The organism is Mucilaginibacter sp. (assembly GCF_025362475.1).
Taxonomy (GTDB): Bacteria; Bacteroidota; Bacteroidia; order Sphingobacteriales; family Sphingobacteriaceae; genus Mucilaginibacter.
This window is the reverse complement of the sequence record NZ_JANYGH010000058.1, coordinates 174,224-198,753: the sequence shown is the minus strand read 5'-3', so window position 1 is coordinate 198,753 and position 24,530 is coordinate 174,224. Positions and strand designations below refer to the sequence as shown.

20 protein-coding genes are annotated in these 24,530 nt (G+C 42.0%); 14 read left to right on the top strand and 6 right to left on the bottom strand.

The features are described from left to right. Positions 1–71: 71 nt before the first annotated feature. Positions 72–416, top strand: coding sequence for a phosphoribosylpyrophosphate synthetase (locus Q0R88_RS19485; RefSeq protein ID WP_295719374.1), 345 nt, complete (start codon positions 72–74; stop codon positions 414–416). 293 nt (positions 417–709) lie between these two features. Here Q0R88_RS19485 and Q0R88_RS19480 read toward each other — a convergent pair whose 3' ends face one another. Then, a complete protein-coding gene (locus tag Q0R88_RS19480) occupies positions 710–1,162 on the bottom strand; it encodes a hypothetical protein (protein WP_295719372.1) in 453 nt (150 codons plus the stop codon). A 132-nt stretch (positions 1,163–1,294) separates the two neighbouring features. On the opposite strand from Q0R88_RS19480, the gene Q0R88_RS19475 reads away from it, so the two are divergent. The 3 genes from Q0R88_RS19475 (at position 1,295) to guaB (ending at position 5,625) form a co-directional block, all read left to right on the top strand. Further along, complete coding sequence (locus Q0R88_RS19475; RefSeq protein WP_295719369.1) at positions 1,295–2,530, top strand: pitrilysin family protein; 1,236 nt, start codon at positions 1,295–1,297, stop codon at positions 2,528–2,530. Positions 2,531–2,621: 91 nt separating this feature from the next. Beyond that, positions 2,622–3,905, top strand: a complete 1,284-nt coding sequence (locus tag Q0R88_RS19470) for a pitrilysin family protein (protein WP_295719365.1) — start codon at positions 2,622–2,624, stop codon at positions 3,903–3,905. 250 nt (positions 3,906–4,155) lie between these two features. Beyond that, on the top strand, positions 4,156–5,625 hold the full coding sequence (gene guaB, locus Q0R88_RS19465) for an IMP dehydrogenase (RefSeq protein WP_295719363.1): 1,470 nt from the start codon (positions 4,156–4,158) through the stop codon (positions 5,623–5,625). Between the two features lie 95 nt (positions 5,626–5,720). Here the strand turns inward: guaB and Q0R88_RS19460 are convergent, their stop codons facing one another. Then, a complete protein-coding gene (locus Q0R88_RS19460; RefSeq protein ID WP_295719362.1) occupies positions 5,721–6,485 on the bottom strand; it encodes a hypothetical protein in 765 nt (254 codons plus the stop codon). Between the two features lie 132 nt (positions 6,486–6,617). Here Q0R88_RS19460 and Q0R88_RS19455 point away from each other — a divergent pair, with 132 nt between their 5' ends. Beyond that, entirely contained in the window at positions 6,618–7,202 is a 585-nt protein-coding gene (locus tag Q0R88_RS19455; RefSeq protein ID WP_295719361.1) for a TIGR00730 family Rossman fold protein, read from the top strand. Between the two features lie 351 nt (positions 7,203–7,553). On the opposite strand, the gene Q0R88_RS19450 is transcribed toward Q0R88_RS19455, so the two are convergent. Then, positions 7,554–8,324, bottom strand: a complete 771-nt coding sequence (locus Q0R88_RS19450; RefSeq protein ID WP_295719360.1) for a C1 family peptidase — start codon at positions 8,322–8,324, stop codon at positions 7,554–7,556. 303 nt (positions 8,325–8,627) lie between these two features. Here Q0R88_RS19450 and Q0R88_RS19445 point away from each other — a divergent pair, with 303 nt between their 5' ends. From Q0R88_RS19445 to Q0R88_RS19415, 7 genes are all read left to right on the top strand, one after another. Beyond that, entirely contained in the window at positions 8,628–10,256 is a 1,629-nt protein-coding gene (locus tag Q0R88_RS19445) for an acyl-CoA carboxylase subunit beta (RefSeq protein WP_295719358.1), read from the top strand. Between the two features lie 184 nt (positions 10,257–10,440). After that, complete coding sequence (locus Q0R88_RS19440; protein ID WP_295719356.1) at positions 10,441–10,866, top strand: DUF3592 domain-containing protein; 426 nt, start codon at positions 10,441–10,443, stop codon at positions 10,864–10,866. A gap of 71 nt (positions 10,867–10,937) precedes the next feature. After that, a complete protein-coding gene (locus Q0R88_RS19435) occupies positions 10,938–12,110 on the top strand; it encodes a dipeptidase (protein ID WP_295719354.1) in 1,173 nt (390 codons plus the stop codon). A gap of 27 nt (positions 12,111–12,137) precedes the next feature. Continuing rightward, positions 12,138–13,034, top strand: coding sequence for an energy transducer TonB (locus tag Q0R88_RS19430; RefSeq protein ID WP_295719353.1), 897 nt, complete (start codon positions 12,138–12,140; stop codon positions 13,032–13,034). A 95-nt stretch (positions 13,035–13,129) separates the two neighbouring features. Then, a complete protein-coding gene (gene trxB / locus Q0R88_RS19425) occupies positions 13,130–14,086 on the top strand; it encodes a thioredoxin-disulfide reductase (protein WP_295719350.1) in 957 nt (318 codons plus the stop codon). Between the two features lie 230 nt (positions 14,087–14,316). Continuing rightward, positions 14,317–16,623 carry a family 20 glycosylhydrolase gene (locus Q0R88_RS19420; protein WP_295719348.1) on the top strand — a complete coding sequence of 769 codons (2,307 nt, stop codon included), beginning with the start codon at positions 14,317–14,319 and terminating at the stop codon, positions 16,621–16,623. 18 nt (positions 16,624–16,641) lie between these two features. Continuing rightward, entirely contained in the window at positions 16,642–17,400 is a 759-nt protein-coding gene (locus Q0R88_RS19415; protein WP_295719347.1) for a hypothetical protein, read from the top strand. A 61-nt stretch (positions 17,401–17,461) separates the two neighbouring features. On the opposite strand, the gene Q0R88_RS19410 is transcribed toward Q0R88_RS19415, so the two are convergent. From Q0R88_RS19410 to Q0R88_RS19400, 3 genes are all read right to left on the bottom strand, one after another. Beyond that, positions 17,462–18,178, bottom strand: a complete 717-nt coding sequence (locus Q0R88_RS19410) for a DUF72 domain-containing protein (RefSeq protein ID WP_295719345.1) — start codon at positions 18,176–18,178, stop codon at positions 17,462–17,464. A gap of 81 nt (positions 18,179–18,259) precedes the next feature. Next, on the bottom strand, positions 18,260–20,608 hold the full coding sequence (locus Q0R88_RS19405) for a glycoside hydrolase family 95 protein (protein WP_295719343.1): 2,349 nt from the start codon (positions 20,606–20,608) through the stop codon (positions 18,260–18,262). 606 nt (positions 20,609–21,214) lie between these two features. Then, positions 21,215–22,117, bottom strand: coding sequence for an AraC family transcriptional regulator (locus Q0R88_RS19400; RefSeq protein WP_295719341.1), 903 nt, complete (start codon positions 22,115–22,117; stop codon positions 21,215–21,217). A 362-nt stretch (positions 22,118–22,479) separates the two neighbouring features. Here Q0R88_RS19400 and Q0R88_RS19395 point away from each other — a divergent pair, with 362 nt between their 5' ends. Together Q0R88_RS19395 and Q0R88_RS19390 are read left to right on the top strand one after the other, a co-directional pair. After that, a complete protein-coding gene (locus Q0R88_RS19395; RefSeq protein ID WP_295719339.1) occupies positions 22,480–23,292 on the top strand; it encodes an SDR family oxidoreductase in 813 nt (270 codons plus the stop codon). A gap of 1 nt (position 23,293) precedes the next feature. Then, complete coding sequence (locus tag Q0R88_RS19390; protein WP_295719337.1) at positions 23,294–24,523, top strand: enolase C-terminal domain-like protein; 1,230 nt, start codon at positions 23,294–23,296, stop codon at positions 24,521–24,523. Positions 24,524–24,530: the final 7 nt, after the last annotated feature.

Below are 24,530 nucleotides of genomic sequence, written 5' to 3'. Positions count from 1 at the left end.
ATTCATACTTCAACAGTTATATCAAAGCAGTGAATTATCAACTGCTCACACTTAAACAAAACATCACCATTATGAAAACTTACGAAAGTTTAATAGACGCCACTAATGATCTTTTCACAAGAGGATACACAGCTAACCTTAGCCTGGAAGGTGATACAATAGATGATAAAGCCCAGGGTATACATATGGGTGAAGAAGATTTTGTAATTGATGAGTTTTACCGTTTTGAAGGCGCCAGTAATCCCGATGATATGTCAATAGTTTATGCTGTATCATCGCAAAAATATAACCTTAAAGGAGTGCTGGTGAATGCCTATGGCACTTATGCAGATGATAGCTCATCAGCCATACATGCCAAGCTGCGCCATGGCCAGGTAAGCGATAATTTGCACGGCCAGGACAGGCCGCACGCGTAATCAGATGTTTTAGATATGCAGATTTTAAATTACAGATGTGCTTCAGATGATTTTTAGATAGGTAAATGTCTGAACCCGAATTTATCGAATTAATAAATTAACAGAATTTCAAAATTCAAAGAATTCTACAAATTCGATGAATTCTGGTTCAGACAATCATCTGCCTATCTGTAATTTAAAATCTGCACATCTAAAATCTACAATTCCTTCAAAATTTTCTTTCCACCTGCTTGTATGGCTGCACTGCCATTGCGCATTAAAAACTCCATTTGAGCGGTAAGCTCTTCTTTAACTCAGGGGAATAAATCCTTTAAATTGAATAGGGCATAAGCTGCAAATATTTTTACAGCAACTTTTGCCCTGGGATTTATCATCCAATCAAACAGTTGCTCAACCACTGGTTCAAAGTTGATTTCCTTAAGCTTTAATTGTAGCGACTTTGAGGCTTTTGCATCAGTGATGTGCATTATTATTTTGGCATAATGACGCTGGCATCCTGGGTGCTTCACTTCGCCAAACCGCGAGATCATATAGTGCAAATCGTCAAGATAAATTTCGGGATCAGATAGAAAGACATTTTCGAGTATCCACACCGCCCTGAATGCAACAGCCTTATCCTGTTGAAAAGTAATATCAATTAAATCGCGTAAAGCAAACTGTTGTTCCTTCAATATCCTGCTAAGCTCAAGCACCTTGGGTTTACCAATAATACTGGTGATTTTTTTGATGAGCTCGGATTGGGTCATGGTGATATAAAAGTAAATGATAGCAGTGGAAATTTAAAATTTACTACATAATCAAACAAAAGGGCTTCCCGATTCTTCAAACCAATACCAACAAAATTTTTACATTTGCTTTTTGTTTAAATATAACTGTCCATGGTTAAGTTCAACCGATTTACACTGGATAATGGCCTGCGGGTTATTGTTCACGAAGATAATACTACGCCTATGGCGGTGCTCAACATTCTGTATGATGTTGGCGCCCGCGACGAAAATCCCGAACAAACCGGCTTTGCCCATTTGTTTGAGCACCTGATGTTTGGCGGATCGGTAAATATACCCAGCTATGACGAACCCCTGCAAAGGGTAGGCGGCGAAAACAATGCCTTCACCAGCAACGATATTACCAACTACTATATCACCCTGCCATCAACCAATATCGAAACCGCTTTCTGGCTGGAAAGTGACAGGATGCTTAACCTTGCTTTTAGCGAGAAAAGCCTGGAGGTGCAACGCAATGTGGTAATTGAAGAGTTTAAGCAGCGTTATCTTAACCAGCCATACGGCGATGTTTGGTTAAAGCTTCGCCCGCTGGTTTACAAAGAGCACTCTTACAAGTGGGCTACTATCGGCAAAACCATCGAGCATATTGAGGAGGCAAGGATTGAGGATGTAAAAGCGTTTTTCAAGAAACACTATAATCCTCAGAATGCAATTATGGTTGTGGGCGGAAACATAACTACCAGCGAGGTAAAAGCGCTTTCAGAAAAATGGTTTGGGCCAATACCCGCAGGTGAAAAATACAACCGTAACCTGCCGCAGGAACCTGATCAGCGCGAAGAGCGCCGCGAAACAGTCACTGCAAAAGTGCCATTAAACGATGTTTATATAGCTTTCCAGATGGGAGCCCGTTTAGATGAGGATTATTACGCTGTGGAGTTATTGAGCGATATACTTTCGCGCGGCCATTCATCACGCCTGTACCGGAGCCTGGTGCAGGATAAACAGATCTTTAGCGAGGTACATGCTTATATTACCAGCAGTTTAGATAAAGGAATGTTTGTGCTTGAAGGTAAACCACTGGAGAACATCAGTATTGAACAGGCGGAAGCAGCCTTATGGGAAGAACTGGAAAAAGTTAAGAACACCGAAATTCCGGCAGATGAATTAACCAAGGTGCAAAACAAAACAGAATCAACCATGGTGTTTTCTGAAATGTCATTGCTGGATAAAGCCATGAACCTTGCCTCGTTTGAGTTGCTTGGTGATGCCGACCTCCTTAACCAGGAAACTGGGAAATACCTGGCTGTAACAGCGGCACAGATCAAGGAAGCAGCTAATAAGATTTTTAGAAAAGATAATTCATCAACGCTGATTTATTTGGCAGAATAAGTTATACACGATTTACAGGATTAAATCTGCCTGAACCGGAATTGTCAGCATTCTTTAATTCGATAATTCAGGTCCAGGAAAAATATCACAAATGACCAACTTAGATAGAACATTAGCCCCCGATTTTAAGGCTATCGATAATATAACCCTGATAAGGCCCGAGCATAAAAAGCTTGATAACGGCTGCAATATTTATTGCTTTAACTCCGGCGATCAGGAACTGGTGCGTATTGAATGGATTTTTGGAAACCTGCGCTTTGATGCCTTGAAACCACTGCTAAATATGGCGGTTAACTCGATGCTTACCGAGGGAACCGGTACCTTAAATGCAGCTCAAATAGCCGATAAGATTGATTTTTATGGCGCATTTTTGCAGGTTGATTATGGTTACGAAAACTCGCAGGTTACGTTATATAGCTTAAATAAACATTTGCATAGTACGTTACCGGTCATCATGGATCTGCTTACCGATTCTATTTTCCCCGATAAGGAATTGGAAACGTTTAAGCGCAACCAACAGCAAAAGCTGCAGGTTAGCCTGCAAAAAAATGATATAGTAGCGCGCAGAGATTTTAACAAGGCTATTTACGGCAATACCATTTATGGTTTAGGAGCCAGCTTTGAAAATTATAAAGCATTGCATCGCGATGATTTGATAGCTCACTACAAAGAACAGTACCAGCCATCAAACTGTACTATTGTTATTGCCGGGAAAATTGAGCCGGAAACTTTAACGCTCATCACCAATACTTTTGATAAAGGATGGACTAACGGTGATACCCCCGCCGATACTACCCAGCCGGAAATTGAATCGGCTAAAGATTTGTTTTACCTTACCGAAAAGCCTGATGCCCTGCAATCTGCTATCAGGATAGGGATACCGATTGTTACGCGAAGTCATCCGGATTTTCAGCCCTTACAGGTTTTGAACACTGTTTTTGGTGGATATTTCGGATCGCGACTGATGGCCAATATTCGCGAGGATAAAGGTTATACCTACGGTATAGGATCGGGCCTGGGGCCGTTTAAACAAAGCGCGTCATTTTTTATAGCTACCGAAGTAGGGGCCGATGTGTGCAAAGCGGCTATTACTGAAATTGAAAAAGAGATTAACCTGTTGAAAACCGAACTGGTGCCCGATGAAGAGCTTGATTTGGTACGCAATTACATGTTAGGTTCGTTGCTGGGTAGCCTGGAGAATGTTTTTTCGCATGCAGATAAGTTTAAAAGTATCTATTTTGCCGATCTTGATTATGACTACTACGATAGATATGCTGCCACAATAAAAAGTATCACAAGCCCACAGCTACAGGAGCTGGCTAATAAATATTTTCATTTTGAGAGTTTCTATAAAGTGATTGTAGGCAAATATTGAAAAGGAGTCAAGAGTTAAGGATCAAGAGTTAAGACAGCTTTAAATGGGCTGCAATTGAAAAAGAGCCAGGAGTTAAGAATCAAGAGTTAAGATTGCTTCAAATGGGCTTCACAAAGTTCATTTTTCTGCGAAATGTAAAATTCTTGATTCTTGACTCTAATTCTTGCCTCTATTTTACAAAGCATTTCTGATTACCTAAATTTTTATTACCTTTGCCCGGCAAATAATAACTCCAAAATAATTATTTGCTATGCAGTTAGACCCATCCAAATTTGTTGCCGAAGGATTAACCTACGACGACGTTTTACTACTCCCCGCTTATTCTGAAGTACTACCGCGCGATGTTAATACCGGTACTTTTTTAACAAAAAGCATCCGTTTAAACATTCCCATTATTTCGGCCGCTATGGATACCGTTACAGAAGCAGGCCTGGCAATTGCCATTGCCCAGGCTGGTGGTATTGGTATGCTGCACAAAAATATGACCATACAGGCGCAGGCCGATGAAGTACGCAAGGTTAAACGATCAGAAAGTGGCATGATCCAGGACCCGGTAACTTTACTGGAAGATGCCCTGCTTGCCGATGCTTTCCAGATCATGAAAGAATACAGGATTGGTGGTATCCCGGTAATTGATGCAGATCATAAACTAAAGGGAATCATCACCAACCGCGATCTGCGTTTTCAGAAAGATATGACAGTGCCTGTTAGCGAAGTGATGACCAAAACAAACCTGGTTATTGCACCCGAAGGCACAAACCTTACCGAGGCCGCTGCCATATTACAGGCAAATAAGATTGAAAAGCTACCTGTAATTAATAAAGACGGAATACTGGTAGGTTTAATTACTTATAAAGATATCCAAAAAGTTAAAAACTTCCCCAACGCCTGTAAAGACGAATTTGGCCGTTTACGCGTAGGTGCAGCAGTTGGTGTTGCTGCCGATAATATAGACAGGGTTACAGCCCTTGTTAATGCCGGCGTTGATGTTATCACTGTTGATACAGCTCATGGGCACTCAAAAGGGGTTATTGATATGGTTAAAGCCGTAAAAAAATTATACCCCAACCTGCAGGTTATTGCAGGTAACATTGCCACTGCCGATGCCGCAATTGCCTTAGCTGATGCCGGTGCGGATGCTGTTAAAGTAGGTATTGGTCCGGGTTCTATTTGTACCACGCGTATTATTGCCGGGGTTGGTGTTCCGCAACTGTATGCCGTTTACGAGTGTGCTAAAGCTTTAGAAGGCCGCGGTATCCCGGTAATTGCCGATGGTGGTATCAAACAAACAGGCGATATTGTGAAGGCTATAGCGGCCGGTGCAAGCTCTATCATGGCTGGGTCGTTATTTGCAGGTGTGGAAGAATCACCGGGCGAAACTATCATATATGAAGGCCGTAAGTTTAAATCATACCGTGGTATGGGTTCAGTTGAAGCGATGGCGAAAGGTTCTAAGGATCGTTACTTCCAGGATGAAACTGATGTAGTTACAAAGCTTGTACCAGAAGGTATTGTTGGTCGCGTGCCATTTAAAGGCAATATGGCCGAAGTGATTTTTCAATACATAGGTGGTTTACGTGCAGGTATGCACTACTGTGGCGCTGCCAATATTGAAGATCTGCAACGTGCCAAATTTGTACGTATCACAGCAGCCGGAATGCGCGAAAGCCATCCACACGATATTACAATTACTAAGGAAGCTCCTAATTATACCAGGTAATTCTTTTAAAATACTGCATTACAAATTATAGCAAAGCCTGTAAGGTTAATAAGTTTTTACTTTTAACCTTACAGGCTTTTGCTTTGACCGGTATTTTACTGGGCGTTTAATCCCGACTTTGGAATTAAGCTATTGGAAGTTATTATTTTTAATGCCTGATCGTATGTAAAACCTACTTTGGTAAGTGCATCAAAATATTCTTTGGTCAACTTGGCAAGCTCTGTTAACTTACCCGGCTGTTTGTAGTAATCCAATTGTGCATCAAGCATGCTTTTTGCCAATGTGGAGTACATTGGGCCCATCGCGTTCATGGCATTTGCCATTTCATTTGTGCCAGTTGAAGGTTGACCCATCATATTAACAGGTGGCGGAGGAGGAAGTAAAACAACATCAGTTATTTTTACGTGTTGCTCGCCGGGGTAGGAGTGTGTAATATCTACGTTATAAAAATTGAAAAAGTTTATACCATCCCTTCGTCGGCCTGCGCGTTCAATAATATCAATTGATTTTGCAGCTTGTGGTATTTTTTGAAAATATACTTTAAATAAAAGCTTTTCGCCGGCTTTTGCTAAAGTGTGTTTGGCCGGCACCATGGCTATATTTTCGGATTTTACATAATTGTAATGTGTATTACCCTGGTCGGTTTGAATGTAGATCTCTTTATTGAGCTGTACCCAGGAATTATCAGAATTGGCGGTGTACTCAAAGTTTATAACGGTGAATTTTGCATCACTTTCTACTTTAGTGATAATCGTGTTATAGTCGTCGCTGCTTTCCACTCTGGGGTTAACAATAACTTGTGCAAGGGACGTGAGACAGGCCATCATCAACATGGCAGACAAGGTTAGGATTTTTTTCATGAAATATATTTTTTAAGGTTAGGTAAATATAGATGTGTAATAATACATTTTAAATAGATAAACCATTCAAACTAATGGATAATAATACGGCCTTGCCCTGCAATTGGCTACTGTAAATTTTATATTTGCGATATGAGAGCTATCTGCGTATTCTGCGGTGCCAATTTTAACGGCGACCCTTTATTAAAACAAGCTATTGAGCAATTAGCCGAAGTGATGGTTAACCGTAATATAACCCTGGTATTTGGCGGGGGCAAGGTTGGGGTTATGGGTTTAATGGCTGATGCAGTTTTGAGTCGTGGCGGTAAAGCGATTGGAGTGATCCCCCGGTTTTTAATGGATAAAGAGGTTGGTCATACCGGTTTAACGCAACTTCACATTGTAGAGAACATGCATCAGCGCAAGCAAATGATGAACGATCTGTGCGATGGTATCATCACACTGCCTGGTGGTTTAGGTACACTCGAAGAGTTTTTTGAGGTGCTAACATGGCTACAATTAGGGCTGCACAGTCATCCCACAGGGTTGCTGAATGTTGGGGGGTACTATGATTCATTACTGAAGCAACTGGACGTAATGGTTGAGCAAAAATTTCTTAAACCCGCCAACCGCGAGCTGGTTATAACATCCGGCGATGCCATTGAACTGGTAACCCTGATGGAGAGCTTTAATGCAAACCCTGATGAAGTTTGGTTTAAAGACAGAAACCTTACTTAAGCCGAAAGGAGAGTAAATATTGATGGAGCAAAGGATTATAGGTGTTCGAAAGGTATAAAAGATAGGGGCAATGTGCGATTCCTTCCTCGGGGAAGGAGGAGGTAGGGGTTAAATCAGGCGTTCAAGTATTGTTGTAGATGGCATGTCGGCGAAACCCCTCCCTGCTATCGCGCGCATTACAACCGCACCCCTCCCGTTGGGAGGGAATTAAAAAACCGTTAGCAACTCGTCAGACACCTATGGAACAAAGCAAAGTTCAAGGATTAAAGGTGTGAGCGAATATACCCAGTCTTTTATCCTTGATCTAAAAATCCTTGCTCTTTGCTCCCAAAATCCTTGCTCGCAAGAAGCTTATTCTACCTGACTTATGGTCCAAAAGTCATCAGCCAGATCTGTACTGGTTAGGTAATCGTAGGGCATATAAAAATAGCCCTTTTGTCCCCAGGTGCTGCCCCAGCTATTTCGTACTATAAAAGCTTTCTTCTTATCATCATAGCCTGCCGCCATTACCGCATGGCCACCCACAACGCTTTCGTTTTTGCCGGGCATATTGAGTACTCCTGTTTGGGCTACTGTAGTGCCTTCAAAACTTTGGTATACTGTAAATCCAAAAACAAAAGGATTGCCGGTTGCAAGGCATGATTTTAACTCGCTGATATTCGTGTTATTTAAGCGGGTGTATTGAATAGCAAGATTTTTTTTGGCGGCTGTATATAATGTTTTCGAAGGCTTTTTGGCAAACTTGCTTTCAATATATGGCCATTTAGTTTCGTCACAAACACCTTGTGTGGCTACAGATTTTACGCCATCACGCAGCTGGGCGCCGCTATCGTCTTTAACGTGATTTTCCAGCACGCGCTCATTATAATAAATAAATAAACGCGAGGGGTTAAATACCGACAGTTTTTGCCGCATTAGTTCAAATTCAAAAGCCCCGGCAATGGCATTAGCGGTACATGAACCCAGGTTACCCTGGTCATAAACAGGTGGGCACTGCAGGCGCAGGTCAACTAACGCGGGTAAAGGTTTTGCTAAAGCTTCCGGGCGAACCAGGGCATATCTTAAATCGCGGTGATCTGGCAGGTCGGGTGTCCAGCCATAATGTTTGGTTTGTTGTATCATAATAAAGGTTTGCTAATAAATGATATAGTAAAGCTATGCTGTTTCTTTTAAAAAAGTATACGTGTTTTTACGTAATATTAAACGTAAGGCTACTGTATACGTGTGTATTATGTTTTTTTTTTCTATAGAAAAGGCTGTGGCCGATTGATAGAGAATTGCAAATCTCCACTGTAGTAATAGTTTCAATTTAGGAGATGACTGCCTGCTATTAACTGGAACTGCTGACTTAAAATCGCCAAAAAAAATATCATTAGCTTTGCGCCGGTAATTTTCTCTAAATTACATTTTCTATAAAAACCAATTATGGATATCAGTTTTAACATTAATGAGGATATAAACAAACAGCTTGTTTATGAGCTGAACACAAGGCTAAAAAAAGTACACCTGGGTGGTGGTGAGAAGGCCGCAGCCAGGCAAAAAGAAAAGGGTAAAATGCTGGCCCGCGAACGTGTAGCTTATCTTATAGATCAAGATAAACCATGGCTTGAAATAGGCGCTTTTACTGCCGATGGCATGTATGCCGAGCATGGTGGCTGCCCATCCGGTGGCGTAGTATGTGGTATTGGTTATGTATCAGGCAGGCAATGTGTAGTGGTAGCCAACGATGCTACTGTAAAGGCCGGGGCCTGGTTTCCAATTACAGCTAAAAAAAATCTGCGTGCGCAGGAAATAGCTATGGAGAATCGCCTGCCCATTATTTATCTGGTTGATTCGGCAGGGGTTTACTTGCCTTTGCAGGATGAGATATTTCCCGATAAAGAGCATTTCGGGCGCATATTTCGTAATAATGCCATGATGAGCAGTATGGGTATTATCCAAATTTCGGCTATTATGGGATCCTGCGTGGCGGGTGGCGCTTATTTACCCATCATGAGCGATGAGGCGATGATAGTAGAGGGTACTGGCTCCGTTTTTTTGGCGGGATCATACCTGGTAAAATCGGCCATTGGTGAAGATGTGGATAACGAAACCCTGGGTGGCGCTACCACGCATTGCGAAATATCGGGTGTTACCGATTATAAGCAACCCAATGACAAGGCCTGCCTCGATTCTATCCGGAACATCATGAGCATGACCGGGGATTATAACAAGGCGGGGTTCGACAGGATTAAACCATCTATCCCCAAATTAAATCCAAAAGATATTTACGGTATACTGCCCGATAACCGGGAGAAAGCCTATGATATGAGAGAGATCATTTTGCGCCTCGTTGACGATTCGGAGTTTGAAGAATATAAAGCGGGCTATGGCCAATCCATCATCTGCGGTTTGGGTCGTATTGACGGCTGGGCGGTAGGTATCGTAGCTAATCAACGCAAGGTGATCAAATCAAAAAAGGGAGAGATGCAATTTGGCGGCGTTATTTACTCCGACTCTGCTGATAAGGCTACCCGCTTTATCATGAATTGCAACCAAAAAAAGATCCCCCTAGTGTTTTTGCAGGATGTTACCGGTTTTATGGTAGGCAGCAGGAGCGAGCAGGGCGGTATTATAAAAGATGGTGCCAAAATGGTGAACGCTGTTGCCAATTCGGTTGTGCCCAAATTTACAATAGTAATAGGCAACTCCTACGGTGCAGGTAATTACGCTATGTGTGGCAAGGCTTATGATCCGAGACTGATCTATGCCTGGCCGTCAGCAAAAATAGCAGTAATGGGCGGCAGTCAGGCGGCCAAAGTATTGGTTCAAATGCAGGCCGCAGGCCTAAAAGCAAAAGGCGAAGAGGTGGACGACGTGAAAGAACAGGAACTGCTTAAACAAACCACAGATCGTTACAATTCACAAACCACGCCATATTATGCCGCAGCACGGCTTTGGGTTGATGGTATCATTGATCCGCTGGAGACCCGAAAGGTAATCTCGATGGGGATAGAGGCTGCCAATCATGCTCCAATTGAAAGAGCATTTAATGTTGGGGTGATACAGACGTAGTGTTGCGTGTTGCGTGTTGCGTGTTGCGTGTTGCGTGTTGCGTGTTGCGTGTTGCGTGTTGCGTGTTGCGTGTTGCGTGTTGCGTGTTGAAAGAAAATGGCATACAATTTAATCAAAAATCCTGTAATCCTTTAATCTGTTTTAATCCCGGTTCAGACAAAAAATCGTTACTATAACCAAAACCATGAATGTCACAATTGATGAACTAATAATACTTGCTGGTGGTGCTTTTCTTTCGGTTTGGGGGATAGGAAAGATAAGTGAACGCCGTAAACTGGTAAAAACGGGGGTGAAGGTGGAAGGGGTAGTTTTTCAGTTGGAGAAACTAACCAGCTTTGGTAAAAAACCTTCGACATTATATTATCCTGTAATAAGGTATGTAACGTTGGATAAAGAGTGGATTACAGAAAAATATGGTGTTGGTACCAATCCTTCAACTTATAAGGAAGGGGAAATTGTTAAAGTTATTTACGATCCCGCCGATTACAAGCATTTCATAATAGATGATTTTATGAGTATAGCCCTTGGCGTTATATTAATAGCTGTAGGGGCCTTATTAATTATAGGAGTATTCATTTACTATATTTTAAATCAATACCAGGCGGTATAAATCAAAAAACTCCCGGTGTGCCAGGTTTTTTCTTAATTTGTGTATCTACTGTGCTTTCCATATCTTGAGGCATGAAAAAACTGCTGTTCCTTTTATTGTTGTTTTCCTTAAAACTTTCGGCACAAGATGCTTCTAAAATCCATCAAAAAGCAATCCTGATAGATACACATAACGATGTATTATCCAATGAACTGATCACTAAATTCAATTTAGGCAAAAGGCAAAGTGAGGGAGATTTTGACCTTGTTCGTGCTAAAGAGGGTGGTTTGGATGCACAGATCTTTTCCATTTGGTGTGGCGAAAATTATGGTAAGGGTAGAGCTTTCGCTTTTGCTAACCGCGAGATAGATTCATTGTATGCCCTTATAAAGCGTAATCCGGATAGGATAACCCTTGTACATAACAGCGCCGAACTAAAAAAAGCGGTAAAGAAGAAAAAACTGGCAGCTTTGATAGGCGTTGAGGGTGGACATATGATTGAAGATAGGATGGATTATATTGATAGTCTGGCCAAACGCGGTATGAACTATTTAACCCTTACCTGGAATAATAGTACTTCATGGGCTACATCTGCACGCGACGAGGTCACCAAAAAAGACAGTCTGAAACATTTGGGGCTTACAGATTACGGTAAGCAGATAGTAAAGCACCTGAATGAGTTGGGTGTTATGGTTGATGTTTCGCATGTTGGCGAGCGTACTTTTTACGATGTGCTGGCTACCACCACAAAGCCGGTAATTGCATCACATAGCTGTGCTTACAGTATTGATCCAAGCCGCCGCAATTTAAAAGACGATCAATTAAAGGCGTTGGCCATAAATGGGGGCGTAGTTTGCCTGAATTTTTATAGCGGTTTTGTGGATAGCACCTATTCGCCAAAGGTTGCGGTGTTTTTACAACAGCATAAGGTCGAGCTGGATTCGCTTACCAAAATTTATAACGACGGCGATCTGGCCAATATCAGGTTGAATGCTATGTATAAAGCCGAATCGGATAAAATTCGGCCGCCTTTGAGTTTGCTGATTCATCATATAGATTACATTGTAAAACTGATAGGTATAGATTATGTAGGAATAGGATCAGATTTTGATGGGGCCGAATCATACCCTTTAGGACTCGACAGCGTAAGCGATTATCCCAAAATTACTGAAGAACTGTTGAAACTTAATTATAGTAAAAAGGATATTAATAAAATTTTAGGCGGCAATGTGCTGCGGGTGCTGAAGGCTAATACGGGTAAATAATTATATTTGACCCAAACTTACTTTATCATGTTGAAATTTTTTAAAATGGCCATTCTTGGCCTGTTTATCTCGCTCAATGCAAGTGCCCAGCAACCTTATTTAATGTTTATAGATAAAGCCGGCAACAGGGTTGATAACAAGATATTAGCCAATTCATACATGGTTATAAAAAAGTTTGACGATTCGGCCTGGATGGTGAAGGAGTTTGATATGCGCGATACCATCCTCAGCTCGGCATTTTATAAAGACGAAAAGTTAAGCATACCTACCGGCAAATATATATCCTATGAAAAGCGGACGCCGCTAAATGGTTTTGATATACAGGGAGATACATTGAATCATGTTAAAGCCAGTGGTTACTTTTTAAACGGAAAGAAAACCGGCGAGTGGTATGAGTTTTTGAATGGAAAAAAACAATACCTTAAAACTTATAAAGACGATATAGCAAATGGCTTAAGCCAAACTTTTGAACCAACCACCGGCGCTGTTTTGTTGGAGGGGAATTACGTAAACGGAAAAAAAAGCGGCGAATGGCGTATGAAAACGCCCGAAGGTGCCGAACTTTATACGGATACTTATAAAAAGGGAAAAATGATCAGTCATGTTAACGCGGTTAGTGATTTTAAAAGCGCCGTAATGCCATTTGATCTGTACACCTATTTAAAGCGCAAAGCACCCCTTTTTAAAACTCCTGACCACGCCGGTACACTTGTTCTTAATTTAAAAATTAGCGAAAAAGGGATTGTTACCGATGTAAAAGTAGATCAGACGGTTGATATTGATTTTGATGAACTTTTAGTAAAAGCATTTATGGAATCGCCAAAATGGAAACCGGCGGAATACAAAGGTGAAAAGATAGAGTCAACCTACAGGTTTACTATTAATATAGTGGATATGGTGAGGATTGTGGATATAATGAATTGATAGGCCCTCAGGATTGGGACTGTGAGTTAAATTGTTTACCTGTCACTGACCCATTCAATTGACTTTTTTTGTAAATTCGCATACATTTTTAAAGAATGACTCAAGAATTAGAACACGTAAAATGCCTGATCATTGGTTCGGGCCCGGCAGGATATACCGCCGCAATATATGCCTCAAGGGCCGATCTTAAACCAGTAATGTATACTGGTTTATTAGCCGGAGGACAACTTACCCAAACTACCGATGTGGAAAATTTCCCAGGTTACCCTGAAGGTATCATGGGCCCCGAAATGATGGAAGATTTCCGTAAACAAGCCGAGCGCCTGGGTACCGAAATTCGTTTTGGTTATGTAAGCTCTGTTGATTTTACCAGTCTGCCGCATAAAGTTGTGGTTGATGAAGTGAAAACAATATTGGCTGATACCGTTATTATTTCAACCGGTGCATCAGCAAAATGGCTGGGTTTACCATCTGAGCAAAAATACAGTGGCTTTGGTGTTTCGGCCTGTGCGGTTTGCGATGGCTTCTTTTTTAAAGGACAGGATGTAGCCATAGTTGGCGCGGGTGATACTGCCGCAGAAGAAGCTACTTACCTGGCTAAACTTTGCCGTAAAGTATATATGATTGTTCGCCGTGACGAGTTCCGTGCTTCAAAAGCAATGGTTCACCGGGTAAAGAACACACCTAACATCGAGATATTATACAATACCGAAACCAAAGAGATTCTTGGCGACGGACAAAGTGTTACCGGAGTTAAAGTAATTAATAACGCAACCAACGTAGAAAAGGATTTAGATGTTAGTGGGTTTTTTGTGGCGATAGGTCACCACCCTAACACCGATATTTTTAAAGGCTGGTTACATATGGACGAAACCGGTTACATTATTACCCATCCCGGTTCAACAGAAACCAATGTAGAAGGTGTATTTTGCTGCGGCGATGCACAGGATCACATCTATCGCCAGGCAGTTACAGCAGCAGGTACAGGTTGTATGGCGGCCATTGATGCTGAGCGTTACCTGGCAGCTAAAGAGCATGTGGTAACAGCATAAAGTTTCGTTCAAAACCTCTTCTAATAAGGGGGCTTTTATAGATATTAAAAAGGTCATTTGGTAACAAATGGCCTTTTTTGTTTTAAGTTCAGTTCTGTATACACGCAGTAACGCAAAGGCGGAAGGCTGATATTATTTGGCAACCGCTATACTTTTGTTACAATCAAAAACTTCTTGTATTTTTTTAAAAACTTCTATATTCACCACTTAGTACCAACCTCATAATAAATATGTTAAAAAAAGCTACCTTAATGTTGTTTGCATTGCTTACATCATTTACTATTGTTGTTAACGCGCAGGATACTGACCCTTATGCAGGTATCATCCCGGCACCTGTATCACTTAAAAAGGTACCCGGCAGCTTTGTGCTAAGCAAGGAAACCAGTATTCAGGCCGATTCACCATCTAACAAAGCGGTGCTGTTTTTTAAAGATTACCTGGCCAATAGCCAGGCATACAATAAATCAATAGTATTAAAGGGAGCTGGTACCGCTTCAAACGTAATTACATTAACATCTGCCGGTACCGATAATTTACCCGCTGAAGGATACCGCTTAACCATTACCCCGCAGCAAATTACAGTTGCAGGTAATGGAGCAGGCTTGTTTTATGGTGTACAAACCCTGATACAGTTGTTCCCTGCCGCAAGGGCTGCCACCGCTAAATTGCCATGTGTGCAGGTGGAGGATTATCCTCGTTTTGGTTACCGCGGAGCTATGCTTGATGTTGGTCGCCATTTTTTCTCAGTGGAGATGGTTAAAAAATATATCGACCTGTTAGCAGCCTATAAGCTTAATAATTTTCACTGGCATTTAACCGAAGATCAGGGCTGGCGTATCGAGATCAAGAAATACCCTAAGTTAACACAGATTAGCAGTATGCGTGCTCAAACCTTAATAGGAGGTTACCGCGATAAAACACCGCAACAGTTTGATGGTACGCCGTATGGTGGTTTTTATACCCAGGATCAAATTCGTGATGTGGTGAAATATGCATCAGAAAGATATATTAACATTGTGCCCGAGATTGAAATGCCAGGCCACTCACAGGCAGCTTTGGCCGCCTATCCGGAATTGAGCTGTGATCCGGGCAAAACCTATAAACCGGCGGAAACGTGGGGCGTATTTAAAGATATCTACTGCCCGTCTGATAAAACCTTTGCATTTATAGAGGATGTGCTTACAGAGGTAATGGCGCTGTTTCCAAGTAAATATATTCACATAGGAGGGGATGAGGCACCTAAGGACGCATGGAAAAATTCAAAATTCTGCCAGCAGCTTATTAAAAAATTAAAGCTAAAAGATGAGAACGAGCTGCAAAGCTATTTTATTCAAAGAGTTGAGAAATTTGTAAATTCCAAAGGCCGCAACATTATTGGCTGGGACGAAATATTAGAAGGAGGCCTTGCACCAAACGCTGCCGTAATGAGCTGGCGCGGGGAAGAAGGAGGCATAGCTGCTGCACAGCAAAAACATAATGTGGTGATGACGCCTGGCAGCCACGGCTTGTATATCGACCATGGGCAGGGTAAACCCAGCCAGGAACCATTGAGTATCGGCGGTAATGAGCCTTTATCCAAAATCTACAGCTATGACCCAACGCCGGAAGCTTTAACTCCCGAACAAAAGACATACATTATGGGCGTGCAGGCTAACCTGTGGACGGAGTATGTAGCAACCGATGCCAAAGTGGAGTTTATGCTGTTGCCGCGATTGATGGCGCTATCGGAAATAGCATGGTCGCCACTGGCAAATAAAAACTTTAAAGATTTTTCAGAAACACGTCTGCCATCGCACCTGGCCTGGTTGGATAGGAATAGTTTAAATTACCATGTTCCGGTGGCTATAGGAGCTAAAGATACCGTGATGATAGGCAGTCAGTTAACTGTAAACCTGAAATCGCCGGTTGATGGTGCTAAAGTATACTATACCATTGATGGGTATACCCCTCGCGAAACCGACCTGGAGTATCATGTGCCTATGACCTACAATGTACCCATTGATCAATATCGCGAACTGCAGACCTTAGTAATTACCCCATCTGGTAAACGGAGCAATGTTACCCGTACACTGGTTTATAATAAAGCGCCTTTTGCACCCGTTAACAATACAAGCGATATCCCCGGCCTAAAGTTCCAATTATTTGCAGGTGCATTTTCTAGTACCAGTCAACTGGTTAATTTACCTGTTGCCGATAGCGGTGTAATTAAAACCTTTAATACAGCAGATTTTAGGAAAAGTAAAGGAAAGTTTGGTGTAATTTACAATGGATTTATTAATATTGAGGCTGATGGGAATTATGGCTTCTCTATACTATCAGCCAATGGATCTGTTTTATTAATTGATGACCAGGTAGTTGTTGATAATGATGGTAAGCATGCGATAAACGAACAATTTGGTGCTGCGCCTTTATTGAAAGGGTATCACCGTTTCACTTTAAAATATGTAGATGCCGGTGGAAACAATACTTTAAAAGTATTTATATCTGCACCCGGTAAAACAGCTGCCGAATTAACGCCCGAAGTACTGAGAAATTAACAGAACTATATACAAGTAATGATCAGGAGACTTTATTATATAACTTTTTTAATAGCTGCGGCCGCGGCCATAACAAGTTGTGGCGGTAACCAAACCAAAACAACAAGTGTACAGCCGGCTTCTAAAGCGACACAATTGATGGGCCCGTTCCGCTACCATAAAATGATAGAGGTATCGCCGGGACAGAGCTATGATGTATTTAGCTGGGGGCGTGGCTCGCAGGAGGCCGGGGCATTTTTGATCCTGCATTCAGATTCATCGGCTATAAAGTATACCACCACTACCGGCGATCTGGATGGTAATATTATTGATGTTTATAATGCTGATATGGACGTGGATGGTAATCCCGAGATATTGATACAGGCAAAATCAAAAGATACCATCAATCATACCAGTATCTACGCGTTTGAGTTTAATGATAACAAAGCTAATAAACTGGATTTCCCCAGGCTGAATTCATCTCAGCGCAAGGGCTATCGCGGCGATGATAATTTTTATATCCGCGATGGTAAACTGATCCGCGAGTTTCCGATATATGATGGTACCGGCAAACAAGCCAAATTAACCGGTGCCAAACGCCAGTTGGAATACGGCTTAAGCAGAAATGAGTTCACAGTTAAGCAATTGAGCAAGGATTCAACATCCGTGGCTTCAAAAGCTACGGAGAGTATGGCTGCCAAACCTGCTGAAACCAAACCAAGCACTTCCAAATCTGAAAAGAAAAGCTCTTCATCTAAATCAAGTAAAAAGAAAAAGCATAGGCGGCATAGGGATTAACCCGATTTAAATTGAAATTAAAGGAGACGCATCATTTGCGTCTTTTTTTGTTTCTAACCTGCTAAATTAAACTGATCATTTCTTTCGCGTTTTTCACGCCAACGGCATCATAATCGTTATTAAAGTAAAACCAGGCTTCTTTTATATCTATATCGTGCTGTACTGCGTCGATCACTTTTTGCAGGAATTCCATGGAATATGGCGACCGATATAAGTTGGGAACTCCATGAAAACGATAATATATAACCGGCGTATTTTTTATCACATCATCTGGTAAGTTAGGGTGACTCATACCGGAAAAGCTGATATTATGTTTACGAAGGCTTTGGTAAACATCGGCGTTCCACCAGCTTGCGTGGCGCATCTCTACTATATTTTTAAATGTCGGATTAAGGCTGCTGATTATCCCGTCAAGCCTTTCCTCGGTATAGTTATAGCTTGGTGGCAACTGAAATAATACAGGGCCAAGCTTTTCCTGCAGACCATTATTGATGGTATCGTAGAAGCTGCTGATCAGATCTGCAGCTTCTACGAATTTTTTATAGTGAGTTATGGCCCTTGGCGCCTTTACCGCAAACCTGAAATCAGCCGGGCTTTTGGTGTACCAGTTCTGCAAAAAGGAAAGCTGCGGGAAACGGTAAAAAGTAACATTAAGTTCCAGTGTTTTAAAATGCTCACAATAATAATCAAACCACTTACGCTGGGGCAGGTCCTCAGGGTAAAATCTGCCTTTCCAATCCTTATAATGAAATCCCGAACAGCCGATGTGCCAATTCATAATTGTATTTATTATAAAATGCTGCGGTAACCGGTTTTGTTTGGGCAAATAAATTCCTTGCTGGTTTAAAACCGCGGTTCCTTATGCTTTCGCTGCAAAAACCTTCCTTACTACCCCATTGATCTTCACGTTAACATACCGTGGTTGTACCGAAGTAATTTTATAGCTGATCACCTTCCCATTTTCCCATTTAAAGTTTACTGTGAAATTGCCCCGGGCTTTTAGTCCCTTAATTTCGCCGAATGCTTTCCAGTTATCGGGGATGGCGGGTAGCAGGTCAATAAAACCGGCATGGCTTTGGATCAGCATTTCGGCAATGGCCGCGGTGCCGCCAAAATTTCCGTCTATCTGGAACGGCGGACCGGCTGATAGCATATTAGGATAAATGCCGCCGCCGTCGCCATAATTCATATTAGTGGCCAATGTTGGACTAATAAGCTGGTTAAATAGCTTGTATGCTCTTGTACCATCATGCAGGCGTGCCCACCACAGCATTTTATGGGCGATTGAGAAGCTTGGACCGTCATCACCGCGGGCTTCCAGTGTTTTTTTGCTGGCCTCGGCAAGGTCAGGTGTGCTTTCGGGTGTGATCAATGCAGCAGGGTACAGCCCATAAAGATGCGATATGCAACGATGGTGCGGTTCAATCTCTTTATAATCTTCCAGCCATTCCTGGATACGCCCGTCTGTTTTAGATATCACACCCGGAGGAGGCAGCCTTTTTAATTGTGCCTGCAGGGTTTTCCTTAATTCGGGATCCTTGCCCAGTACTATAGATGCAGTTATCACATTATTAAAAAGCTCCCTGATGATCTGGTTATCGATAGTTGGGCCCATACATATGCTCGCATGGTTGCCGCTTCCATCCGGAAGGTAAAAGCCGTTTTCGGGCGATGACGATGGCGCGGTAACCATCCAATCGGTTTTAGGGTCGTTAATCAGCATGCTGTTGTAAAACTTAGCAGCACCTGTTAAAATGGGGTAGATATCTTTTAAATAGGCTTTGTCGTTGGTGAAATCATAGTGCTGCCATAAATTATCGCACAACCACCCCGAACCACACTTGGTAATGCCCCAGGATGCCGATTCGCCGGGCTCGGTAAAACCCCATATATTGGTGATCACATGCGCCACCCAGCCATCTGCATTATAGTAGGCTTTGGCTGTACGTTCGCCAGGCTTTACCATGCCTTTTACCAGTTCGGCAAGTGGTAAATTAAGTTCCGACAGGTTTGATACCTCTACCGGCCAATGATTCATTTGTACATTAATATCCAGGTGATAGTCTCCTGTCCAGGGGGTAACTAACTGGTTGGCCCAAAGGCCCTGTAGGTTTGGCGGTAACAAACCTACACGTGTGCTGCAAATGCTCAGGTAACGGCCAAACTGGTAAAATAATACGGGGAAGCTATTATCTGATGATGGGTTTTTATGAAAATTGCTAAGCCTTTTATCGGTTGAAAGATCGCTCTCTGTACCGCCCAGGTTGATATTAACCCGGTTAAACAGTTTTTGAAAATTAGTAATATGCCGTTGTTTTTGTAAGGTATAAGGCTTTTTCATAGCGGCAGTCATAAGGCGCTGCACTGTTTCTTTATAAGTGGGGTTTTTAAGATCAGTTGCGGTAGATATATAAATTATTGCCTCGGTAGCATCCTTCACCTCCAATGCGTTGGTGGTTGATCTGATGTTCCCGTCTTTCAGTTGGGCTTTAACCTGTGTTAAATATTGCATTCCTTTACCATTAATACCGTTATCCAGTTGGCCATTCATTTGCAGGGTATTGCCTTTAGTGGTGGTAACGGCCCTTTCAGGCCTGTTGATGCCTATGCTGAAATTCAACATACCAGGTTTATCGGCAGTTATTTTAATGATATCCACATCATCATCAAAACTGGTAAAATATTCTTTTTTATAGGTTACTCCATTAACTTTATAGGTAGTTGCGGCAATAGCATTGTTTATAGATAGTTCGCGGTGGTAGTTATCATATTGAACAACACTATCCGCTGCGCCTTTGTAATTAAAGTTCAACAACAAATTACCCAATATTTGGTAGCAGCCATAATTAACTCCAGCTGAGCCCGGACCTTTACATATAAACGATTTATCAATAATGGCCTGAGCCTTGTCGTTTTTGCCTTCTAAAAGTAGTTTACGAATTTCGGGAAGGTTTTTATAGGCTTCGTAATTATTGGCATCCTGCGGCGCGCCACTCCATAAGGTGATGTCATTTAATACAATAATCTCTTTTTTTACACCTCCGTCGGGCATCATCCCCAGTCGGCCATTACCCAGTGCAAGGGTTTCTTCCCATTGGGCGGCAGGTTTATCATACCATAATTTTAAAGGTTTTATTTGCGCCGATGACCATAAAGGCAAGCCGCAGGTTAAAAACAGCAGCGGTTTAAACAATAGTTTTTTATTCATAAAATTATCTCAGGTTATAATTGATCTTCGGCTTTGCATCTTCATCCGGGCAAAGCATCGGTTTTTATAATGGATAAAATTATAACTGTGAGCAGGGGATAGAAATAGACGAAACTTGTATTAAGATGGATAATTTCAGGGAAATAACAATTGTACTATGGAAAAACGCGTTTAAAATTTTCCAAATTTAAAACGCGTACGTCATGTCGAATTTATTTCGGCATCCCACAGGACATTCACACCTGCCAGGTCTCCGACGTGTTTGTTGCAGACTTTTCCCGTGCTTACTTGTACGTGGGGTGCCGAAATAATTACCCATGACGTGTTTGTTTCATACCAGGCAATCGGCTCTGTATGCTGGCAACGACTCGCCCCGCTTCGGCTTCGCCGGAAAGAGGGTCAAAAAAGTTAATTCTAAGTTTCAACTCCCTCTTTCCAACGAAGTTGAAGAGAGGGGTGTCGGGCGTAGCCTCGACGGGGTGAGTCTTAACCTTGGTTAGTTTCCGTCATTTTATCTTCAGAGTTTCGCGAAATTTTATCATTCAGCATGACGTCGTTTTTTTTAAAGCGATCTTCCTGCCAATTGTACGATGGATAAAAATATCGTCAACCTGTATTTTTTGCTGTGATGCGGTATTGCTCTGGCGAGGAGCCAATGTATTTTTTAAATATGCGCGAGAAATAGTAGGGGTCTTCATAGCCAAGATCGGCAGCCACGGCCTTTATTTTATCACCGTTGGCGTATAGCAGCTGGCAGGCCTTTTGCATTTTAAGATGGATAAAATAATCAATAGGCGGCATGCCGGTAGCCTTACGGAAAAAGTTTGAAAAGTGCGATACTGATAAATTATGTTTGCAAGCCATATCTTCAACGCTCAGTTTTTTACTAAGGTTGTTGCGCATGTTATGGATGGTTTTGGTGATGATATCGCCCTCGTCGTCCTTATCATTTTGAATATGGCGCTCTGGCATCAAAAAGGTTGCTATAATATGGTACAGGCAAAAGCACGCGCTGTTGATGTTTTCCAGGCTGTAACCCATCTCCAGTGTTTGGTAAATGTTGTGCCACATGGATATGGCATTTTCATTAAAGGGGATATGTACCGGTCCCCGGCTTATACTTAAATTAAGCGATTTGTTAAACGCATCTATTTTATCGCCGGTAAAGTGTACCCAGTAAATTGTCCAGGGATCTTCATTATCAGCCCAGTAGCGCATATATTTATCTGTAGCCGGGATCAGGATAAATTGATTGCTTTTTACTTCATAGCGCTTGTTATCAACAATATAATGGCCCTTTCCCTGCAGGCAGTAAATCAATATATTGTCTTCGCAGCCCTTACGCCGTTCGCGGTAATGAAAAGAAGCCTTGGGGAAATAGCCTATATGTGTTATATAGATATGGAAAAGTTGGGGATCGCGCTCTTTGGCGTCGCGCAACACTTTCTGAGGAATGCTAATAAATTTTTCACCATCAAAACCCTGCCGTCTTTTAAAGCTGTTACTCATCTAAATTAATATTAGGCCAAATTGGTATTATAGTGGGATACTACATTATCGCTAATATAACATTCCATTTTTAGAACGCTATATTAGATAAAACAATTTGCAAATACAATCATTTAAACCCAATTGCAAACGTAGCACAGCATTATGCCAATAAAACCTATTTTAGGTTATGCTTTAATGGAATAATCCATTAAAAAAAATGTTTTAACTATTATAATCTCCAAAACATGCTACTACTTTTGGCTATTCAGTAATAACCAATATAACCGTGGCTTTTGATTTTTCATTAATTGAAATCCTGTGGTTTAAACACTAAAGTTTAGGCGCATAATTTTTTATGCCCTAAATAACTATAACATTATATGCTACTAAAGAATAAAGTGATTTTTTTAACCGGCGGTACCGAAGGTATTGGCTTTGAGTGCGCCAAAATATACCATGCGGCTGGGGCTAAGCTCAGTATTATATCAAATACACAAGCAAGCATTGATGAGGCCCGCTTAAAACTGCTGAATGATGATATATTATATATAAAGGCCGATGTTGCAGTGGCGGCAGATATACAGCAAGCTATTATTGAAACTGTAGGCTATTTTGGCAAAATTGATGTTATTCATAACAATGCCGGTATATCAAACCCATCAAAAGCGGTGCATGAAACTACAGAACAGGAATGGAACACTTTGTTTGATGTTAATGTAAAAGGTGTTTTTAATACTACCCGTTTTGGTATTGATGAATTAAAAAAAACAAGAGGAAATATCCTGAACACCGGTAGCCTGGTGGGCGAAATTGGGCAGGAGATTCACGCGGCATATAGTGCTACCAAAGGCGCTATAAGCGCATTAACCAAATCAATGGCACTTGATTATGCACCTTATGGCATCCGGGTTAACGCGGTGGCCCCGGCTGGGGTATGGACACCTATGTTAAGGGTTTGGAGCCAGCAGCAACCCGATGCTAATTCTATTGAAAATTACCTGGATGATATACACGCGCTGGGCTATTGCCCCGAAGGTGACGTGGTAGCCGATGCCTGCTTATTCCTGGTATCAGACCAGGCGCGTTTCATAACCGGCTGTATTTTGCCGGTAAGCGGCGGGGCCGAGTTGGGCTATCGCAGGGTGATCCATCAAACTGTTCAATCTATCCAGGAAAAAAAAGATCTTATATAACATGATTAAGAATATAAAAGTTGATGACATCAGGTACAAGCTTGATGGCAGCGCGGGCAGCGATGCCATACATACCGATCCGATATACTCATACGCTGTAACCCGTTTATTTGACGACAGCGGCTACACAGGCGTTGGCTTTGCATTTACTTTGGGTGAGGGAAACGACCTGGTTTGTAAGGCCGCCCAGTATTATGCCGATAAGATAAAAGGTAGGGATATTGAAGATACGATGGCCAATTTTGGCGAGCTGTTTAAAAACTTGTCCAACGATCAGCAGTTTAGATGGCTGGGACCGCATAAAGGGGTTGTGCATTTAGCCCTTGCCTCAGTTACCAATGCCTGCTATGATCTGTGGGCAAAAAAGAGAGGGCTGCCATTGTGGAAATTGCTTACAGACCTGTCGCCAGAGCAACTTGTGGCAACGCTCGACTTATCATACCTCGAGGATGAATTGACTCATGAGCAGGCGCTGCAAATGCTGCGTTCGCAGCAAGATAGCCGTGTTAACCGCGAAGGTATATTGCAGCAAGGTTATCCGGGTTATGATACATCTATTGGCTGGTTCAATTATTCGGACGAGAAGGTGCGCGAAAACTGCAAAAAAGCATTGGCCGAAGGTTTTACAGCGATGAAGCTGAAAGTAGGCTCGACAGATCCTGAAAGAGATATCCGCCGTGCGCATATTGTAAGGGAAGTAGCGGGCGATAATGTGAAAGTTATGCTTGATGCCAACCAGCAATGGAGTTTACCACAGGCAATATCTATCTGCAATAAGTTAAAAAGCATGAACCCTTACTGGATTGAGGAGCCAACGCATCCGGATGATGTACTGGCGCATAAAACTTTAGCCGATGCCGTATCGCCATTGAAACTGGCCCTGGGCGAGCATGTTCCTAATAAGATCATCTTTAAAAATTACCTGCAAACTGGCTCCGCGTCATTTATCCAGGTTGATGCCGTAAGGGTAGGTGGGGTAAGCGAGTTTATTACCGTGAGTTTATTGTGTAAAAAGTATGGTGTGCCGGTTGTTCCCCACGTGGGTGATATGGGGCAATTGCACCAGCATTTGGTATTATTTAACCATATAGCAGTAGGGCATGAGGCTTTGTTTTTAGAACATATTCCACATCTGCAACAACATTTTGTTAACCCGGTTCAAATAAGTAACGGAGTTTACCAAACACCACAGGTACCGGGCAGCAGCTGTGATTTGAAAATATTGCTTTAGAGTCAAG

What these genes read in the sequence shown, in the direction of transcription:
- Q0R88_RS19485 (WP_295719374.1), top strand. Translation starts at nt 72, where the DNA reads ATGAAAACTTACGAAAGTTTAATAGACGCCACTAATGATCTTTTCACA.
- Q0R88_RS19480 (WP_295719372.1), bottom strand. Translation starts at nt 1,162, where the DNA reads ATGACCCAATCCGAGCTCATCAAAAAAATCACCAGTATTATTGGTAAA.
- Q0R88_RS19475 (WP_295719369.1), top strand. Translation starts at nt 1,295, where the DNA reads ATGGTTAAGTTCAACCGATTTACACTGGATAATGGCCTGCGGGTTATT.
- Q0R88_RS19470 (WP_295719365.1), top strand. Translation starts at nt 2,622, where the DNA reads ATGACCAACTTAGATAGAACATTAGCCCCCGATTTTAAGGCTATCGAT.
- guaB (WP_295719363.1), top strand. Translation starts at nt 4,156, where the DNA reads ATGCAGTTAGACCCATCCAAATTTGTTGCCGAAGGATTAACCTACGAC.
- Q0R88_RS19460 (WP_295719362.1), bottom strand. Translation starts at nt 6,485, where the DNA reads ATGAAAAAAATCCTAACCTTGTCTGCCATGTTGATGATGGCCTGTCTC.
- Q0R88_RS19455 (WP_295719361.1), top strand. Translation starts at nt 6,618, where the DNA reads ATGAGAGCTATCTGCGTATTCTGCGGTGCCAATTTTAACGGCGACCCT.
- Q0R88_RS19450 (WP_295719360.1), bottom strand. Translation starts at nt 8,324, where the DNA reads ATGATACAACAAACCAAACATTATGGCTGGACACCCGACCTGCCAGAT.
- Q0R88_RS19445 (WP_295719358.1), top strand. Translation starts at nt 8,628, where the DNA reads ATGGATATCAGTTTTAACATTAATGAGGATATAAACAAACAGCTTGTT.
- Q0R88_RS19440 (WP_295719356.1), top strand. Translation starts at nt 10,441, where the DNA reads ATGAATGTCACAATTGATGAACTAATAATACTTGCTGGTGGTGCTTTT.
- Q0R88_RS19435 (WP_295719354.1), top strand. Translation starts at nt 10,938, where the DNA reads ATGAAAAAACTGCTGTTCCTTTTATTGTTGTTTTCCTTAAAACTTTCG.
- Q0R88_RS19430 (WP_295719353.1), top strand. Translation starts at nt 12,138, where the DNA reads ATGTTGAAATTTTTTAAAATGGCCATTCTTGGCCTGTTTATCTCGCTC.
- trxB (WP_295719350.1), top strand. Translation starts at nt 13,130, where the DNA reads ATGACTCAAGAATTAGAACACGTAAAATGCCTGATCATTGGTTCGGGC.
- Q0R88_RS19420 (WP_295719348.1), top strand. Translation starts at nt 14,317, where the DNA reads ATGTTAAAAAAAGCTACCTTAATGTTGTTTGCATTGCTTACATCATTT.
- Q0R88_RS19415 (WP_295719347.1), top strand. Translation starts at nt 16,642, where the DNA reads ATGATCAGGAGACTTTATTATATAACTTTTTTAATAGCTGCGGCCGCG.
- Q0R88_RS19410 (WP_295719345.1), bottom strand. Translation starts at nt 18,178, where the DNA reads ATGAATTGGCACATCGGCTGTTCGGGATTTCATTATAAGGATTGGAAA.
- Q0R88_RS19405 (WP_295719343.1), bottom strand. Translation starts at nt 20,608, where the DNA reads ATGAATAAAAAACTATTGTTTAAACCGCTGCTGTTTTTAACCTGCGGC.
- Q0R88_RS19400 (WP_295719341.1), bottom strand. Translation starts at nt 22,117, where the DNA reads ATGAGTAACAGCTTTAAAAGACGGCAGGGTTTTGATGGTGAAAAATTT.
- Q0R88_RS19395 (WP_295719339.1), top strand. Translation starts at nt 22,480, where the DNA reads ATGCTACTAAAGAATAAAGTGATTTTTTTAACCGGCGGTACCGAAGGT.
- Q0R88_RS19390 (WP_295719337.1), top strand. Translation starts at nt 23,294, where the DNA reads ATGATTAAGAATATAAAAGTTGATGACATCAGGTACAAGCTTGATGGC.